General features: G+C 62.9%; 12 protein-coding genes. 4 read left to right on the top strand and 8 right to left on the bottom strand.

Annotation, left to right across the window (positions count from 1 at the left end; translation table 11 throughout):
* Positions 1-3: 3 nt before the first annotated feature.
* The 3 genes from C7450_RS22580 to C7450_RS22570 form a co-directional block, all read right to left on the bottom strand.
* Positions 4-2091, bottom strand: coding sequence for a hydantoinase/oxoprolinase family protein (locus C7450_RS22580; protein ID WP_110376730.1), 2088 nt, complete (start codon positions 2089-2091; stop codon positions 4-6).
* Positions 2088-3149, bottom strand: a complete 1062-nt coding sequence (locus C7450_RS22575) for a threonine aldolase family protein (RefSeq protein ID WP_110376729.1) — start codon at positions 3147-3149, stop codon at positions 2088-2090. The genes C7450_RS22580 and C7450_RS22575 overlap by 4 nt, the downstream gene beginning before the upstream one ends.
* Positions 3150-3290: 141 nt before the next feature.
* Positions 3291-4409, bottom strand: a complete 1119-nt coding sequence (locus C7450_RS22570) for a TRAP transporter substrate-binding protein (protein WP_110376728.1) — start codon at positions 4407-4409, stop codon at positions 3291-3293.
* Positions 4410-4533: 124 nt separating this feature from the next.
* Here C7450_RS22570 and C7450_RS22565 point away from each other — a divergent pair, with 124 nt between their 5' ends.
* On the top strand, positions 4534-5085 hold the full coding sequence (locus C7450_RS22565) for a winged helix DNA-binding protein (protein ID WP_110376727.1): 552 nt from the start codon (positions 4534-4536) through the stop codon (positions 5083-5085).
* Positions 5086-5767: 682 nt separating this feature from the next.
* Here the strand turns inward: C7450_RS22565 and C7450_RS22560 are convergent.
* The 5 genes from C7450_RS22560 to C7450_RS22540 form a co-directional block, all read right to left on the bottom strand.
* The gene (locus tag C7450_RS22560) at positions 5768-6718 is read right to left on the bottom strand and encodes a LysR substrate-binding domain-containing protein (RefSeq protein WP_110376726.1); all 951 of its coding nucleotides are present in this window, start codon (positions 6716-6718) and stop codon (positions 5768-5770) included.
* A gap of 108 nt (positions 6719-6826) precedes the next feature.
* Positions 6827-7810, bottom strand: a complete 984-nt coding sequence (locus C7450_RS22555) for a Bug family tripartite tricarboxylate transporter substrate binding protein (RefSeq protein WP_110376725.1) — start codon at positions 7808-7810, stop codon at positions 6827-6829.
* Positions 7807-8850: a glutamate cyclase domain-containing protein gene (locus C7450_RS22550; RefSeq protein ID WP_110376724.1), complete on the bottom strand. Its 1044-nt coding sequence runs from the start codon at positions 8848-8850 to the stop codon at positions 7807-7809. The genes C7450_RS22555 and C7450_RS22550 overlap by 4 nt, the downstream gene beginning before the upstream one ends.
* A gap of 76 nt (positions 8851-8926) precedes the next feature.
* On the bottom strand, positions 8927-10432 hold the full coding sequence (locus tag C7450_RS22545) for a tripartite tricarboxylate transporter permease (RefSeq protein ID WP_110376723.1): 1506 nt from the start codon (positions 10430-10432) through the stop codon (positions 8927-8929).
* Positions 10432-10902 (bottom strand): tripartite tricarboxylate transporter TctB family protein, encoded by a 471-nt coding sequence (locus C7450_RS22540; protein WP_110376722.1) that lies wholly within the window; start codon positions 10900-10902, stop codon positions 10432-10434. The genes C7450_RS22545 and C7450_RS22540 overlap by 1 nt, the downstream gene beginning before the upstream one ends.
* 1024 nt (positions 10903-11926) lie before the next feature.
* Between C7450_RS22540 and repA the strand changes: the two genes are divergently transcribed.
* The 3 genes from repA (at position 11927) to repC (ending at position 15656) form a co-directional block, all read left to right on the top strand.
* Positions 11927-13105 (top strand): plasmid partitioning protein RepA, encoded by a 1179-nt coding sequence (repA, locus tag C7450_RS22535; RefSeq protein WP_425351255.1) that lies wholly within the window; start codon positions 11927-11929, stop codon positions 13103-13105.
* 77 nt (positions 13106-13182) lie between these two features.
* On the top strand, positions 13183-14172 hold the full coding sequence (gene repB, locus C7450_RS22530; RefSeq protein WP_110376720.1) for a plasmid partitioning protein RepB: 990 nt from the start codon (positions 13183-13185) through the stop codon (positions 14170-14172).
* Between the two features lie 158 nt (positions 14173-14330).
* Positions 14331-15656 carry a plasmid replication protein RepC gene (gene repC, locus C7450_RS22525; RefSeq protein WP_110376719.1) on the top strand — a complete coding sequence of 442 codons (1326 nt, stop codon included), beginning with the start codon at positions 14331-14333 and terminating at the stop codon, positions 15654-15656.
* Positions 15657-15663 lie beyond the last annotated feature (7 nt).

The raw sequence follows: 15663 nt of genomic DNA, 5'->3' as shown, positions 1-15663 counted from the left end.
CGCTCAGACTCCGATGTCGATGATGAGATTGAGGTGCGGATCGACGCTCAGCCGGTCGCCGGTCGCCAGAACGCAGGTCGATTCCCGCTCCTCGATCAGGGCCGGGCCGTCGATCTTTGTGCCAGGCGCGAGGGCATAGCGGTCATAGACCGCGTAGGGCACCATGGCTTCGGCGTCGGCCGACCAGGCTTGCCGATGTCCCTTCAGGGCCGATGCCGAAGCACCTTCAACCGACAGCCGATAGTGCGTGCCGTTGCCGGGGGCGGGACCGATCGCCTCGACCTTCCAGTTGACGATTTCAGCAGGCTGGTCGGGAAAGGCCAGGCCGAAGGTGCGGGCGTAGACGGCCGCGAAGGCCTGTTCCAATGGCACGGGGATGCAGGCATCGAGGCCATCAATCTCGACCTCCACTTCGTAGCCCTGTCCGCGATAGCGCATGTCGAGACGCATGACGTGGCCGATCAAGCCGGATGGCGCGCCGGCAGCGACCAGGACTGCGGTCGTATCCTCCATCATCGCCGCCAGTTCGGCGCGCAGGATCTGCACACCCGCCTCATCCAGGGCCAGGCGGCGGGCGCGCACGACCTCATAGGCCAGGGGGCTCGACAACAGGCCGAAGGCCGACATGACACCGGAGCCGTTGGGGCAGACCAGCCTGCTCACGCCGAGCTTCCGGGCCACCCGCGCCCCGTGCAGCGGGCCGGACCCGCCGAAGGCGACCATGACCGACTTGCGCAGATCCACGCCTTGCTCCGCGGCGTGGGTGCGGAAGGCGCGGGCCACGCTCTCGCTGGCTACCTCACGTACGCCGAAGGCCGTCCGCATGACCTCGACGCCCATCTGCGCGGCGATGTCCTTCTCCATGGCGATGCGGGCGGCCTCGGGATCGAGCCTCATGCTGCCGCCCAGGAACGATCCGGCATCGAGATAACCCAGCAGCAGGTTGGCGTCGGTGAGCGTTGGGCGCGCGCCGCCGCGCTTGTAGCAGGCCGGGCCGGGTTCTGCGCCCGCGCTGACCGGGCCGACGGCGATCAAGCCGCGGTCGTCCACCTGCGCGATGCTGCCGCCGCCGACGCCGATCTCGATCATGTCGAGCACGGGAATCTTGACGGTGAGCCCGCTGCCCTGGCGGAACTCATGGATCCGGGCGACCTCGAGGTCGTAGCGCTTCAGCGGCCGTCCGCCGCGCACGAAGCAGCCCTTGGCCGTGGTGCCGCCCATGTCGAAGGACAATACGCTGTCGAGCCCGAGCTCCGACCCATGGCGCGCCGACATCAGCGCGCCGGCGGCCGGACCGGATTCCAGGAGGCGAACGGGATAGCGCCGCGCCATCGCCGGCGTCAGCGTGCCTCCGCTGGAACTCATGACCAGCAGCTTGCCGGCGAAGCCCGCCTGCCGCAGGCCGCCTTCCAGCCGGTTTAGATAGCGGTCGACCACCGGCTGGACGTAAGCATTGAGCGTCGTCGTCGTCCAACGGCCCAATTCGCGCACGAAGGGAAAGATATCCGACGAGGTGGAGACGGAGAGATCCGGGAACCGTGTGGCGACGAAGTCCGCCGCCGCCGCTTCGTGCCGCGCGTCGACATGGGAATGCAGGAAACAGATCGCGACGGACCGGATGCCATGCGTGTCGACAAGGCGCTGCACGGCGTCCTCGACTGCGCTCAGGTCGAGAGCCTCCACTTCCGAGCCGTCATAGCGGAGCCGTCCCGGCACCTCGATGCGCAGCGCGCGCGGCACGACGGGTTTCGGAAAGGCGATCGTCAGGTCGAACAGGTCGTAGCGCCGCTCGGCGCCGATATCGAGCAGGTCGCGAAATCCTTTCGTGACGAGCATGGCGGTGGACACGCCGCGCCGTTCGATCACCGCATTGGTGACCAGCGTGGTGCCGTGGACGATGGTGCCGACGTCGGCCGGCGACAGGCCGGCCTCGGCCGTGATCGCACCGGTTCCTTCGATGACCGCCCGCGATGGATCGTCCGGCGTCGTCAGCCTCTTGTGGGTCCGGGCGATCCGGTCGCCGTCGTCGAACAGTGTGAAATCGGTGAAGGTGCCACCAATATCCACGCCGATGCGGAAATGCTCACTCACTGTGTTGTCTCTGTGTCTCGGAAGGAATTAAGGATGGAGCGGATGATCGCCGCGGCGCGGCGGATGCCGGCTTCGGTCAAGCCCCGATGGGTGACGAGACGCAGCACCTGCGGCTCCAGGCACAAGGCCATGACGCCGGTGTCGGCGAGCCGCCGGCGCAGCACCTCCGCGGCCCCCTCCCCGGCAAGGCGGATCATCACGATATTGGTGGCCGGCTCGGCGATGGCGGCGTCTTCGCCGATCTCCCGCCAGAGGAGATGGGCGAGCGCGTGGTCCCGGGCGATCTCCGGCCAGCTGTCCAACGCCGCGAGCGCCGGCGCGCACAATGTTGCGCTCGGCCGCATGCCGCCCCCCAGCCGCTGGCGTATTGTGACGGCCTGCCGGATCAGGTCGCGGCTGCCTGCGAGCATCGCGCCTACGGGTGCGCCGAGCCCCTTGTTCAGGCTGATCGACACCGTGTCGAAGCCCGCGGCGATCGCGTCCGGACGCACGCCGAGAGCAATGGCCGCGTTGAAGAGACGCGCGCCGTCGAGGTGGGAGCGGACCCCACGGTGGCGGGCCATCTCGGCAATGGCTCGCGTCTGGTCCGCCGGCAGCGGCAGGCCGCCCTGCCGGTTGTGGGTGTTCTCCAGCCAGACCAGGGCTGGACCAGCCCGTGATCCATCGTCCTGCGCAAGCGCCCGGGCCCATTGCTCCGGATCCGTCATCACGCCGCGGAGTACGACCACGTCCAAGCCCGCGAGCGACGATGCGCCACCTTCTTCGGAGGTCAGGACGTGACAGTCTTCCGGTACCAGCAGCAGGCCCCCCTGTCGCCCGGCGAGCATCGCCGCGCAGAGATTGGCCATCGTGCAGGTCGGGAAGAAGAGCGCGTCCTCCTTGCCGAGGAGCGCTGCGGCCTTCCGCTCGAGGGCGCTTTCGTGGTCGTCGCCGCGCAGTTCGAACTCCGGCGCGGCGGCCAGCGCGGCCTGCATCGCTGCAACGACCGCGGGTGACGGCGGCGACAGCAAGTCGCTTCGCAGATCGACGATCGCGGCGTGAGGTCCGGTATCTGGCATGGAAGGATCTTCAGATGGCGCCGCGCGTTCAGCGGCGGCGCAAGCCCGCGGGACGCCTTACGGCGGCCCGATCTAGCGGTTCGGAGGGTTCCTTGACGGAGCGCCTGTCACACCCTGGACGCCGGGTGCCTCGCGACGCGGTCAGTTGGTGCCGATGCAGCCGGCGCGCGCCAGCCCCAGGAGCTTCTTACCCGTTTCGCCGTGCTTGTTGGCCCATTCGTTCCACATCGGCAGCATCGTCGCGCGAACGTGGGCATAGTCTTCGCCGGAGGGATCAACCAGCTTGACGCCGTTTGCAGAAAGGTTGGATCGTGCCTCGCCCTCCCCCTTTGCGGCCATCTCCATATATTTTGGTTCCCATTCGTCAACCTTGCGCAGTAATATCGTGCGCAGGTCTTCAGGCAACTTGGCCAGCTCCGCCTTGTTGATCATTGTGACCTGGTGACCCATGGCGAAATTGGCCATAAGACCTGTATTAACGATCTCGTAGGCGCGCCATTCATTGGCCGAGAGCGCCGAGGTAATGGCACCGTCGATGACTTTGCGCTCAAGCGCTGGGATGACTTCCGCCGAGGAAATCGACACCGGAGATCCGCCGAGGAGCTGGACCATATTCACCTGCTCGGGATTCCACGTGCGTACCTTGAGGCCCTTGATTTCCGTAGACTTGGTGATCGGGCGATTGAACCAGAAATTCTGTGCCGGCATCGTCCAGTTCATCGCGACGTCGACCTTGAAGCGATCGCCGATGACCTGATCGACGACCGGGCCGATGCCGACGATCGCCTTTTTGAACGCGTCGAAGGACGTACAAAGGAATGGTAGCGACAGCACGTTCAGCTCGGGGACGTCGCCGGACGCGAAGCCCACCGCCATGTCTCCCATCTGGACCTGGTTGGTCGCAACCGCGCGCAGGACATCGGGCGCCTTGTAGGGCAACTCGCCCGCGGCGAAGACATTGATCTTCAGGCGGCCGTTCGTTGCCGTGCCGACGTCCTCGGCGAACTGGCGGGTCAGTTTCACTGCGTTGTCATTGACCGGGAAATAGCTGAAGTAACGCCACTCCACTTTGTCCTGGGCGAAAGCGGTCGCGCCTGCACCGACGAACGAGCATACGGTGCACAGCAGGCTGAAAGCCAATCTTTTCATGTCGTTTTCCCCTCGTTGTGAGAAAAGCTTAGCTATGGGCCCCCCGTGGGGCAAACCCACAGATTGCTCGATAATTTGCTCATCGATCTGGTGCTTGACGTGATGCGACATGCGCGGACAGGGCCCTTTACAGCCGTTCCGACTCTGGCAACCTTGGGCGGAGAACGTAAGCGCCGGTTATGGCGGGATAGCGTGACGTCGCCTTGCGTCGGGTCAGTGGCCGAAGGGAAGATCGATGGGTGACGGGAGCGAGCCGGATCGCGGCAGCGACAACATCAGCAGCACCGAGCTCAGTGAATTTGAGTTCACGATGATCACCTTCTTCTACGGCTTCTCCCGCTGGGTGGAGATGTGCATGAACTCGGCCGATGTGCGCGGGCTGAAGGCATTGGACATTCTGGTCATGCATGCCACGCATTCGCGGGCGCGTGGCTTCTCGCCGAACGAAATCGCGGCGACGCTGAACATCGACGACATGCATCTCGTGGCCTATTCGATCAAAAAGCTTCTCGCCGCCGGCCTGGTCATGCCCGTGCGCGAGGGTCGCCATCAGGGCTATGTGCCGACCGAGGCCGGCGAAGCCGCCTGCCGGGGTTATCTGAAGATCCGCGAGGAGTATCTGCTCGCAAGCCTGCGCCATCTCCGCGAGGACCGCGCCGAGATCAGTCATGCGGCGCGGATATTGCGACTTTTGACGGGGCTCTACGATCAGGCCGGGCGCTTTGCCGTCGGTGATGCCGCGAGCCGACGCCAGATCCCGCCGCCGCCGGTGCGCACCAAGCGCTGATGTGCCAGCGAGACAGGCGGCCGGCGGTCCCAGGCGCAGCGCAAGGGCGGAACCAATCTGCCCCTTCTCCGTTGAATCGCGTTGTATGCGTGTGGGGCCGCGCCAGTGGTTGGTCCTTGATAAATGGAATGCGCGTTCTTGGCAGCTTTGCACAATCGGATCGAAGAATTTTCCTGTTATTGCCGAGATACCCCGGTTAGTCTGCTCTACGACGAACGACCTTCAAGGAGAAAGGGATTGCTATGAGCAAGCACTTGATTTTCGCGATTGCTTGCGGATTGGCCCTTTCCGCATGCGCACCTCAGCGGCCAAGCCCGGTCGTAGATGCGTCTTCGGCGAAGCAGATCACACGCAACGGCGCCACCCTGACGCTGCCGGATGGGACGACTGTCACGCCGGACGCAAGTGGAGGCTTTGCGCTTCCCAATGGCGCTTACGTCAGCCGCGATGCGGGCGGCGGATTGCTGTTGCCGAACGGGGTGCGCTGCGTACCGAATGCTACAGGTTATGCTTGCCCCTGAACGCTGGTGGAGCAACATTGACATGTGCCTCCGGCCTGACGTGAGGCTCATAATTAACGAGTAAATCCAACGGCTTAGAGAGAATTGCCTGATGCCATCCAAGTCGCGGAATTTGCGCGTCACGTTTTGACCGGAGTCAAAACGCGACAGATGGACTGGCTCTAAGCGAGTCTGCGTGTGGCGGTGATGAGTTTCTCAGTATCGGCGATCTCTTCCTCGAATGCCCTCAGGAATACAGCCACGAAATCACGAAGAGCCAGGGATTTTTCCGTCCGGCGCGGGTAGACGATTGACAGGCTGTACTGGATGGTCGGGGCGAATCTGCGGACGATCACTCTGCTCTTGTCTGCCAAGGCTGCCGCCAGTGGATCGACGATCCCGAGGCCGAGGCCGCTGTTGACGTAGGACGCCACGGTCGAGGAAAAGAGGCTTTCGACGCGCACGCGAGGATGGGAATTCGCCAGTTGCAGCAACGCGTTGAGCTCAAGGCGCATGAGCGAGCTCTGGCCGAGCGCGATGAAATCCTGCCCGTCCAGGTCAGCCGGCCCAATGACGTGCTTTGCGGCCAGCGGATGCTGGCGCGGAACGAGGCAGACGGCCTCCGAGGCCGGCACGTCCTCATGAATGAGGTCGTTGCGTCCCGGCGGGATGGCCACGAAGCCGATATCGACGCTGCCATTGACCACGAGATCGATGATATCCAGCGATTGCCCGCTGTGGATCGAGAGCGCCATGCCCGGATAATCGCGCAGGAAACGCTCCACGGTTTTCGGGATGCAGGCGGTGGACAGCGCCAGGATGGAGGCGATGCGGAGTTGTCCCCCATTGAACTCCCGGATCGCGTCGGCCGCTTCCCGGATGCGCTCGGTGCTGACGAAATGGCGCTCCACCTCCCGGTAGAGTTCCTTTCCCTCGCGCGTCGGGATGATCTGCGTGCCCTCGCGCAGGAACAGCGTCAGCTTCAGCTCCGCCTCGAGATCGCGGATCAGCCGGGTGACCGCCGGCTGGGAAATGGACAACAAGCGCCCTCCCCCGGTCATGCTGCCCGTCAGCATCACCGCGCGGAAGGCCTCCAGTTGACGAACATTCAGCGGTCGCGGAATAAAATGCATTCCTTACTATGGGCGAAGATGCGGCGTGGCCGCAACGGCCCGTGTGACGTGTTGGATACCCCATCGGAATGGGGCATCCGTTACGGGCTTATCTGCTAGTCCGTTCGGTCACTTCGCGACGTCGATCTTCAGCTTGGAAACGAGGTCGGTATAGAGTTTCACCTCGGATTCCAGCATCTTGCGCGCGGCCTCAGGCGTATCGGCCACCGCCTCCGCACCCATTGTGGCGAGACGGGCCTTCACATCGGGCTTGTTGAGAACGGCCACGATCTCCTTGTTCAGCCGCTCGACCACGGGCGCCGGCGTGCCCTTCGGCGCAAGCACCATGCCCCAGGAATTGGCGGCGAAGCCCGGGATGCCGGCTTCCGCGACGGTCGGCACATCGGGATATTGCGGAGCGCGCGCCGGCCCGCCGGCCGCCAGCAGCTTCAACTGGCCGCTCTTGATATGGCCATTGACCGCCGGCAGCGTATCGAAGCCCATGTGAACGACGCCGCTCATCAGGTCAGGCATGGAATCGCCGCTCCCCTTGTAGGGAACATGGATCATGTCGATGCCTGCGGCATCGGCAAACCAGGCACCGAACAGATGCGAATTGCTGCCGGGCCCCGCGGACTTATAGGCGAGTTCACCGGGATGCGCCTTGGCATAGTCGATGAACTCCTGGACCGTGTTGGCCTTTAGCGCCGGTGTCGTGACCATCACCATCTGCGTGATCGCCGTTGTGGTGATCGGCGTGAAATCCTTGACCGGATCATAGGGCAGCGGCTTGATGAGGGCCGGAGACAGGGCATGCGAGGCCACGACCACGCCGATCGTGTAGCCGTCGGGTGCCGATTTCGCCAGCGCGTCGATGCCGATGACGCCGTTGGCGCCGGCGCGGTTCTCGACGGTGACCGGCTGGCCGATCGCCGACGCCAGATGATCGCTGATGAGCCGCGCGGTGATGTCCCCCTGCCCGCCCGGCGCATAGGGCACGATGATGCGGATGGCCCGGGACGGATAATTGTCTTCAGCGAGCGACGCAGAGCCCATCAGGGCGAGAAGGCCCACCGAAGCCGCGCAAACGCGTAGAAACCTGTTCCTGTTCATTGAACCTGCTCCTTCATCTTGCCATGCGACAGGCCGCGGTCCGGCGCGGCAATATTCAGCCTCAGCATGTCGCGCAGAAGCTGGATGATCGACATCGAACTCTCGCCGACGGTGCCGTCGACGATGAAGCGCGACGTGCAGTAGCGCATCTCCCAGCCGCCAGCGTCGAGGCAGGCCTCCAGGATCTTGCGTTCCATCTCCGGGGTCTGGATGAGGTCCTGGTCCTTCAGGAGGAACGCGACCATGGCGGCGATGCCATAGGCGCCCCAGTTGGAGATCGAAGCCGGCAAAAAGACATCCGTGTCGATCACCGTGATGACGCCTGTTCCGCCGGGATATTGGCATTCGCGGCCATAGGGGTGGAAATCGCGCATGAAATCATAGATGCGGCCAAAGCCGATCTCGTTACCATTGTCGCCGATGCCGATCGTCAGGATCTTGTTTTTCTTGGCCTCGATAAAGAGGTGGCCAAGGTCGACACAGTTCTTCGGAACGCCGGTCGAACCGTGGACGATACCCTGATCGTTGGGTCCGAGCCGTTCGATCGACAGAACGGCGGCAGGTTTGTATTCAGCGATGATGTCCCTCGCCCATTCGGCCGTCTTGTCGCGGTCGTTCGGGGCGGTGATCAGCGCGCCACCCATACGGCGGTTCTTAGCCAGCTCGAATTCACGCACCATGACGGCGGCGGCCTTTGCCGACGCGACCACCGGGGGCGCATGGCATTCCTCGGTCACGAAGACTGGAATGGCCTTGAGCCCCCAGTAGATGACCCGCGCCAGGGCGGCTGCGCCGGGAGGGCCGTCGCTCTCGCCATTCGGCACTTCGGGATAATATCCGGCGCCGGTGACGATGAAGACGACGTCGCCCGGCTTGACGGCGCCGACCAGGGCCTCGGCAGCACGGGCGCTAATGGGCCGGCCGCCGCCTTCCTCGCGCGCAGCCTCGTAGATCTGCTTGACGATCCCGTAGTTCATGCCACGGTTTCTCATTTCGACAGTCACAAGCCTGTCGACGTATTCGCCCATAATGTCTGGCATAGTTTTAGCCTCTAGATGCCTGTCAGGTTGAAGAAGGAAAATGTCTGCAGTCTCGTCGCGGATACGTCACGAGGTCTCAGTCTTCGACGAAAACCTCCTTGCGTTTCTTGCGAACGAAGGGCGAGACGATCGTGAAAAGGAGAATGGCGGTGAGAAAGAGCATCGCCGCAGAGAGCGGGCGCGTCACGAATACGCTTGGGTCGCCGCGTGAGAGCAGCATGGCGCGCCGCAGATACTCCTCCATCATCGGGCCGAGGATGAAGCCGAGCAAGAGCGGGGCAGGCTCGCATTTCAACCGGTTGAGGATGTAGCCGGCGACCGCGAAGCCCGCGCCCATGTAGATTGCGGAAATACGGTTCTGGACGGTGTAAAGTCCGATCATCGAGAAGATGACGATGGCGGGGTAAAGCATCGAATAGGGGATCTTCAGGAATCTCACCCAGATGCCGATCAGCGGCAGGTTGATCACCACCAGCATCAGGTTGCCGATCCACATGGAGGCGACAAGTCCCCAGAACAGATCGGCATTGGCGGTCATGACCTGCGGGCCGGGCACGATGTCATGGATCATCATCGCGCCGATCATCATGGCCATGACGCCGTTGCCCGGGATGCCGAGGGTGAGCATGGGAATGAAGGAGGATTGCGCGCCGGCGTTGTTGGCCGCCTCGGGGGCGGCGACGCCCTCGGGCGCGCCGGTCCCGAACCGCTCCGGTGTCTTCGAGATCTTCTTCTCGATCATGTAGGAGGCGAAGGACGACAGCGTGGCGCCGCCGCCGGGGAGCAGACCAAGGAATGACCCGAGCGCCGTGCCGCGCAGGACGGGCTTCCAGGAGAGGCGAAATTCCTCCCGGCTCGGCCACAGTCCCCCGACATTGTCCGTGACCAGCTTGCGTTCCTCATCCTTGCCGGCCGCATTGCCGATGATGTCGCTGAAGGCGAACAGGCCCATGGCAAGCGCCACGAATTCGAGCCCGTCCACCAATTCGAAGGACCCGAACGTGAAGCGCTGGACGCCGCTCGTGACATCGGTGCCGACGGTGCCGAGCAGGAGCCCGACCAGGATCATAGCAATGGCCTTCAAGAGGCCGCCCGACGCCAGCACGACGGCGGCAACCAGGCCTAGCACCATCAGCGAGAAATATTCCGCGGGGCCGAACGACATGGCGATCCGCGACAGATAGGGCGAAAAGCCCGCGATGAGGAGCGTCCCGACCGTGCCGGCAAAGAAGCTGCCCAGCGCCGCGATCGCGAGCGCCGAGCCCGCGCGACCCTTCCGCGCCATCTGATGCCCGTCGAGGCAGGTGACCACGGATCCGGATTCACCTGGCAGGTTGACAAGGATCGCGGTGGTCGAGCCACCATATTGCGCACCATAGTAGATGCCCGACAGCATGATCAGCGCTGAAACGGGCTCAAGCGCATAGGTCATCGGCAGCAGCATGGCGATGGTCGCCAGCGGTCCGAGACCGGGAAGGACGCCGATGGCGGTGCCGAGCAGCACGCCGATAAAACAGAACATGATGTTCTGCAACGTCAGGGCCGTGTCAAAGCCTGACGCCAGATGTGACAGCATGTCCATCATCGGGCCCCGGGAAAGAGCGGCAACTGAATGCCGAGCGCGACGACGAAGACGAGATAGGTGAATGCCGTCAGAAGGAGTGCCATCGCGATGACCGGTACGACGCGTGGGCGTCTTGCCGCGAGGCTGGCGATGACGACGGTGATCGGCACCGCGACGATCACGCCGAGAGAGGTCAGCGTGGCGGCGCCCAGGACCAGCGACAGCGTAATCAGGCCCAGGCTTTTGATATTGAAGGCTTGGATCGCCTCGCCCGTGCTGGCCCATGATTTCAGAATCAGAACAAGGCCGATGACAGAAAGAAGAATTCCGACGTAAAAGGGAAATGCGCCAGGACCCAGACGCGCGGAAGACCCCAATGGGTATGAATATGCGTAAATAGAAAAGAATGCTCCGATCAGTAAAAAAAGTATTCCGCTTAAGAAATCTGCGGATTTTCCGCTTGCGGGACGGATGGCATATCCCTTCATTGTGGTTCCCCAAACATAGTGAAAGCGACGTACTGCCGCTCATATTATTCTAGCTATATTTTTTGTCGCGGCGACGGCAACGGTCAAATACAAAATTGACATGCTATAATGTGCTGGCGTTATGCGGCGTGCTGTCGATCTGGGCAATTCACCGTCAAATGCTCACGGATGTCGCGTTCGATGGCGGCAGGGTGAAGGCTGCGGCCTCGCCGTGCGGAAAAGGTGAGCATTTCAGCGTCTGGTGGCTCAAGGGTGCCTCCTCCCCTCGCCTCCCCCTTCGCTCCCCCCTGCACAGGAGGACATTGGCGCGAGATCACCGGGGGCGGCCTTTTCGGGTCATCTGTTCCTTGCAGCCTCCATTTTTGAGCGATAAGTAACAAAATCGCGCAAAGAGGCTGAGGGACAAATCCCACGACGGAGGCAGGAGCGGCGCGCTCCGCGTGTTGCCGCTTCTCCGGACCCTCCTCCCGCGCAATTCCCGCGCCGTGGGCCTCGCCTGCCGCGCCGCCACCCCCCTCCTCGCGAGCCAAGATGGGACCGTCGCCGATCGCCGGCATCGACGCGGACTTTGGGACTCGCAGTCGGGTGCAAGACCCTCCCCTCCACGCCCCCTCCCCTCCACGCCCCCTCCCCTCCACGCCCCTTCCCTCCCCCTTCACACCTGTCACCTCGAACATGGATGGGGCCTGAGGACGGGGTACCGCGGCGGCCCGTTGATTCGGCCGAATCGCTCGAGGCCGCAGGACGAGCACCCGCGGACCACGACGAACAACCTGGAAATCAACGTGCAGCCCCCGCGCGACAATGAGGCAGGACGTGCCGAAAAATCGCGTTCGGCCTATGCAACATATTGATTATAAATAGGAAAATGAATCTCATCGGACGGCGATGGACAGACCGCGGCGGGCGAGCGATCTGGCATCGCTGGCAATCCGCTTGCGGGCTTGGGGGAATCGCAGGATAGTCCCGATAATTTCCAGAAACTGGGAATTTTATCGATACTCACCCATGAAGGCCGATGAGCGTGACTCTGCCCATTCAGACTCAGGACACGAGCTTTGCTGACATCATACTTCAGCAGAGCAGCGAGATCTCGCGTCGGCTCGATTTGCTACGGCTTGAGAACTTCCCGCCCGACGCGCAGAAGCCGCTGCGCCGGTTCTCGCTGGCCGAGGCCGCGGATTTCGTCGGCGTCTCGCAGAGCTACATCAAGAAGCTTCATCTTCAGGGAAAGGGCGCGGAGCCCTTCGTCACGCCCACGGGCCGCAGATATTACACGGCGGCGCAGATGAACGAGCTTCGCGCCGTGCTCGACCGTTTTCCCGGCCGCAAGGGCTCCGACAAGCTCCAGGTCATCTCGGTCGTTAACTTCAAGGGCGGTTCAGGCAAGACCACAACCGCCGTGCACCTGTCGGAATATCTCGCGCTGCGCGGCTTCCGCGTCCTCGTCGTTGACCTCGACCCGCAGGCGTCCCTCACCGCTCTATTCGGGATTCAGCCCGAGCTGGATGGCAATCCCTCCTTCTACGACGCGCTTCGCTATGACGAGAAACGCGTGTCGATCAGCGCGGTGCGGCGGGCGACGAATTTCCCCGGGCTCGATATCGTGCCCGCCAATCTGGAACTGCAGGAATATGAGTACGAGACGCCGATCGCGATGCACGCGAAGGACTCGAAGGCGGGGCGATCCTTCTACACACGCATCGGATCCGCGCTGGCGGAGGTTGATTCCGACTACGATGTTGTCGTCATCGATTGCCCGCCGCAGCTTGGCTATCTCACCCTGACCGCACTCGCTGCGGCGACCTCCGTGTTGATCACGGTGCATCCGCAGATGCTCGACATCATGTCCATGAGCCAGTTTCTCCTCATGCTCGGCGACATCCTCAAGAGCATCGAGGCGGCCGGCGTGAAGGTTTCGCTGGATTGGTTTCGCTATCTCGTGACGCGGTATGAGCCCGGTGACGTGCCCCAGCAGGAGATGGTCGGGCTCATGCAATCGATGTTCGCCAGGCAGATGCTGAAAAACCCGATGGTCAAATCAACGGCGATTTCCGACGCCGGCTTGACGAAGCAATCCCTCTACGAAGTCGAGCGCTCGGAATTCGTGTCGTCGACATACGACAGGGCCCGGGAATCACTCGACGGGGTCAATGGCGAGATCGTCGATCTCATCTTCAAGGCCTGGGGGCGGGTGGAATGAGGGCTCCGTTGTCAGCCGTACAAAACCGCTGTTTCGCGCGCAGGATCAACAGCTTATAAGGATGCGAGAAGCCAGTCATGGCCCGTCGGAACATTTTTCAGAACATCAAGGAGGCTGAGAACCGCGAAGCGGAGCGGCCTGCGGCGTCCGGATATACGGCCAGGGGCGCGACACGCAACATGCTTGCGTCGATCGGGGAGCTTGCGGAGAAGGCCGCACGGGCCGATCAGATCATCGAAGGTGCCTCCGTCATCGAGCTCGACCCGGAACTGGTCGACAGCTCTTTCGTTTCGGACCGGATGGACGACGACGGGGCCTTTGGCGAACTGCTGGAGGCCATCCGCGAGCGCGGCCAGGATTCGCCGATCCTCGTGCGCCCTCACCCGGCGGATGCGGGCCGCTACCAGATCGTTTTCGGGCATCGCCGTGTCCGTGCGGCGCGCCAGCTCGGCCGCAAGGTCAGGGCAGTCGTACGGACGATCTCCAACACCGAACATGTCATAGCGCAGGGGCAGGAGAACTCCGCCCGGGAGAATCTGTCTTTCATTGAGCGCGCGCTCTTTGCGCAGCGGCTGGTCGACCAAGGCTATGACCGGCCCACGGTCCAGGCTGCGCTCGCCGTGGACGCGCCGATGTTGACGCGAATGCTTTCGGTGTCTGGCCGGGTTCCAGAAGATCTCGCGGTGGCGATCGGTTCCTGCAAAACGATCGGCCGGGATCGCTGGCTCACGTTCGCCCAGCTCGTTGAAAGCCCTGATGCGAGACAGGCGGCCTTGGACCTTGCCGGCCAGCCTGGCTTCTCTGAACTGGCTTCCGAGGCTCGGTTCGAGAAGCTCCATGCGGAATTGAGGGCAAGGGCGAAGCGCCGGGGCAGCGCCGCAAAGCCGATCAAGGACAAGTGGCAGCCTGAGGATAGGGCGATCGCCGCAGAATTGACCGATACCGGACGTTCCTTTTCGGTCGCCTTTAAATCGAAAGGCGGCGCCCAGTTCGGCCGGTTCGTCGCCGAAAGCCTCGAGCGGCTCTATGGCGAATACAAGCAGCGCAACAATGAAGGAAAGGGTTAGGTCGCAAAAGAAAAAGGCCCCCGAAACGGTGTCCCGGAAGCCTTCCTCTTGATTGGCGTCTAGAGAATCGCATTTCCGAGAATCATCGTCAAGTGTTGAAGCACACTCAGCGCCTTTCGGCGGGTGGATTTCTTTTGCCTAACGACAGGTGAAAGAAGATGCAGAGGCACATTGCAACCACGCCTTTCGGGCGGGGAACGCTGACGCTTGGCCAAATCGCCAGCCAAATGACGGCGAGAACCGTCCCTGCCGAGGCGGTCGTTCACAAATGGCAGGTCTTTCAGCACATCCGCGAGGCGCGCGATCGTCTCGGCGCGACGGATCGTTCGCTGGCGATCCTGAACGCCCTGCTGTCCTTTCATCCGGAGACGGCGCTGACGGGGGCGGCCGAACTGGTCGTGTGGCCGTCGAACGAGCAATTGATGGCGCGCGCCAACGGCATGCCTGCCACGACCTTGCGGCGGCACCTGGCCGTCCTCGTCGGATGCGGGCTGATCGTCAGGCGGGACAGCCCGAACGGTAAGCGCTTCGCTCGCAAGGGACGGGGAGGGGAGATCGAGCAGGCCTATGGCTTCGATCTGTCTCCGATCATAGCGCGTGCCGAGGAGATCAAGGCACTCGCCGAGGAGGTCCAGGCCGAGAAGAAGGCGCTTCGCGTTGCTAGGGAGCGGTTGACCTTGCTGCGCCGCGACATCGTCAAAATGATCGATGCAGGCATTGAAGAGAATGTGCCGGGCAACTGGGGCAGGGTGCAGCAGGCCTATCAGGAGATTATTCTTCAATTGCCGCGCGGGGCCTCCCGGCCACTTGTCGATGACGTCTGCGCCCGCCTGTACGACCTATGGGTTGAGACTCGCGAGGTTCTGGAAACATTCACAAAAACCCAAAATATGGATGCCAATGAGTCCCATTCCGGCGGTCACATACAGAATTCAAACCCAGACTCACAATTTGAATCCAATACAGCATTCGAGAAAGATGAAGCTGGAAGTGCCGCCGCGCAGACGGACAATGTGCAGAGCCTGCCAAAACGTGAATTGCCTTTGGGCATCGTGCTGGACGCTTGTCCCGGCGTGATCGACCTCGCTCAAGGCGGTCAAATCCGGCACTGGCGGGATTTATTGGGCGCCGTGGAAATCGCCAGACCGATGCTCGGCATCAGCCCGAGCGCCTGGAGGGAGGCGCGTGAAGCGATGGGGGAACAGCAGGCCGCGATTACGCTCGCCGCAATCTATGAGAGATCGGAGCAGATCCATAACGCCGGTGGCTATTTGCGCAGCCTCACCGAGCGTGCGCGGCAAGGCAAATTCTCGACCTGGCCGATGATCATGGCGCTCCTCCGGGCGAAGCTCGACGCGTCACAGGCCGAGGCGGCCGGGAAGGGGTCGCTGCATCCTTCCCGGCGCGAGCCAAGTGGCTTCGAGGTTTCGGAAACCCTGCTGCGGGGCTTGGGCAAACGGAACCGGAGGCCGCATGAGAAATAGCGGGGAC

The organism is Chelatococcus asaccharovorans (genome assembly GCF_003201475.1).
GTDB lineage: Bacteria > Pseudomonadota > Alphaproteobacteria > Rhizobiales > Beijerinckiaceae > Chelatococcus > Chelatococcus asaccharovorans.
This window is presented reverse-complemented; position numbering and strand designations above follow the sequence as displayed.

What these genes read in the sequence shown, in the direction of transcription:
- C7450_RS22550 (WP_110376724.1), bottom strand. Translation starts at nt 8,850, where the DNA reads ATGCCAGACATTATGGGCGAATACGTCGACAGGCTTGTGACTGTCGAA.
- C7450_RS22565 (WP_110376727.1), top strand. Translation starts at nt 4,534, where the DNA reads ATGGGTGACGGGAGCGAGCCGGATCGCGGCAGCGACAACATCAGCAGC.
- repC (WP_110376719.1), top strand. Translation starts at nt 14,331, where the DNA reads ATGCAGAGGCACATTGCAACCACGCCTTTCGGGCGGGGAACGCTGACG.
- C7450_RS22575 (WP_110376729.1), bottom strand. Translation starts at nt 3,149, where the DNA reads ATGCCAGATACCGGACCTCACGCCGCGATCGTCGATCTGCGAAGCGAC.
- C7450_RS22560 (WP_110376726.1), bottom strand. Translation starts at nt 6,718, where the DNA reads ATGCATTTTATTCCGCGACCGCTGAATGTTCGTCAACTGGAGGCCTTC.
- repB (WP_110376720.1), top strand. Translation starts at nt 13,183, where the DNA reads ATGGCCCGTCGGAACATTTTTCAGAACATCAAGGAGGCTGAGAACCGC.
- C7450_RS22540 (WP_110376722.1), bottom strand. Translation starts at nt 10,902, where the DNA reads ATGAAGGGATATGCCATCCGTCCCGCAAGCGGAAAATCCGCAGATTTC.
- C7450_RS22545 (WP_110376723.1), bottom strand. Translation starts at nt 10,432, where the DNA reads ATGGACATGCTGTCACATCTGGCGTCAGGCTTTGACACGGCCCTGACG.
- C7450_RS22555 (WP_110376725.1), bottom strand. Translation starts at nt 7,810, where the DNA reads ATGAACAGGAACAGGTTTCTACGCGTTTGCGCGGCTTCGGTGGGCCTT.
- C7450_RS22570 (WP_110376728.1), bottom strand. Translation starts at nt 4,409, where the DNA reads ATGTCGCATCACGTCAAGCACCAGATCGATGAGCAAATTATCGAGCAA.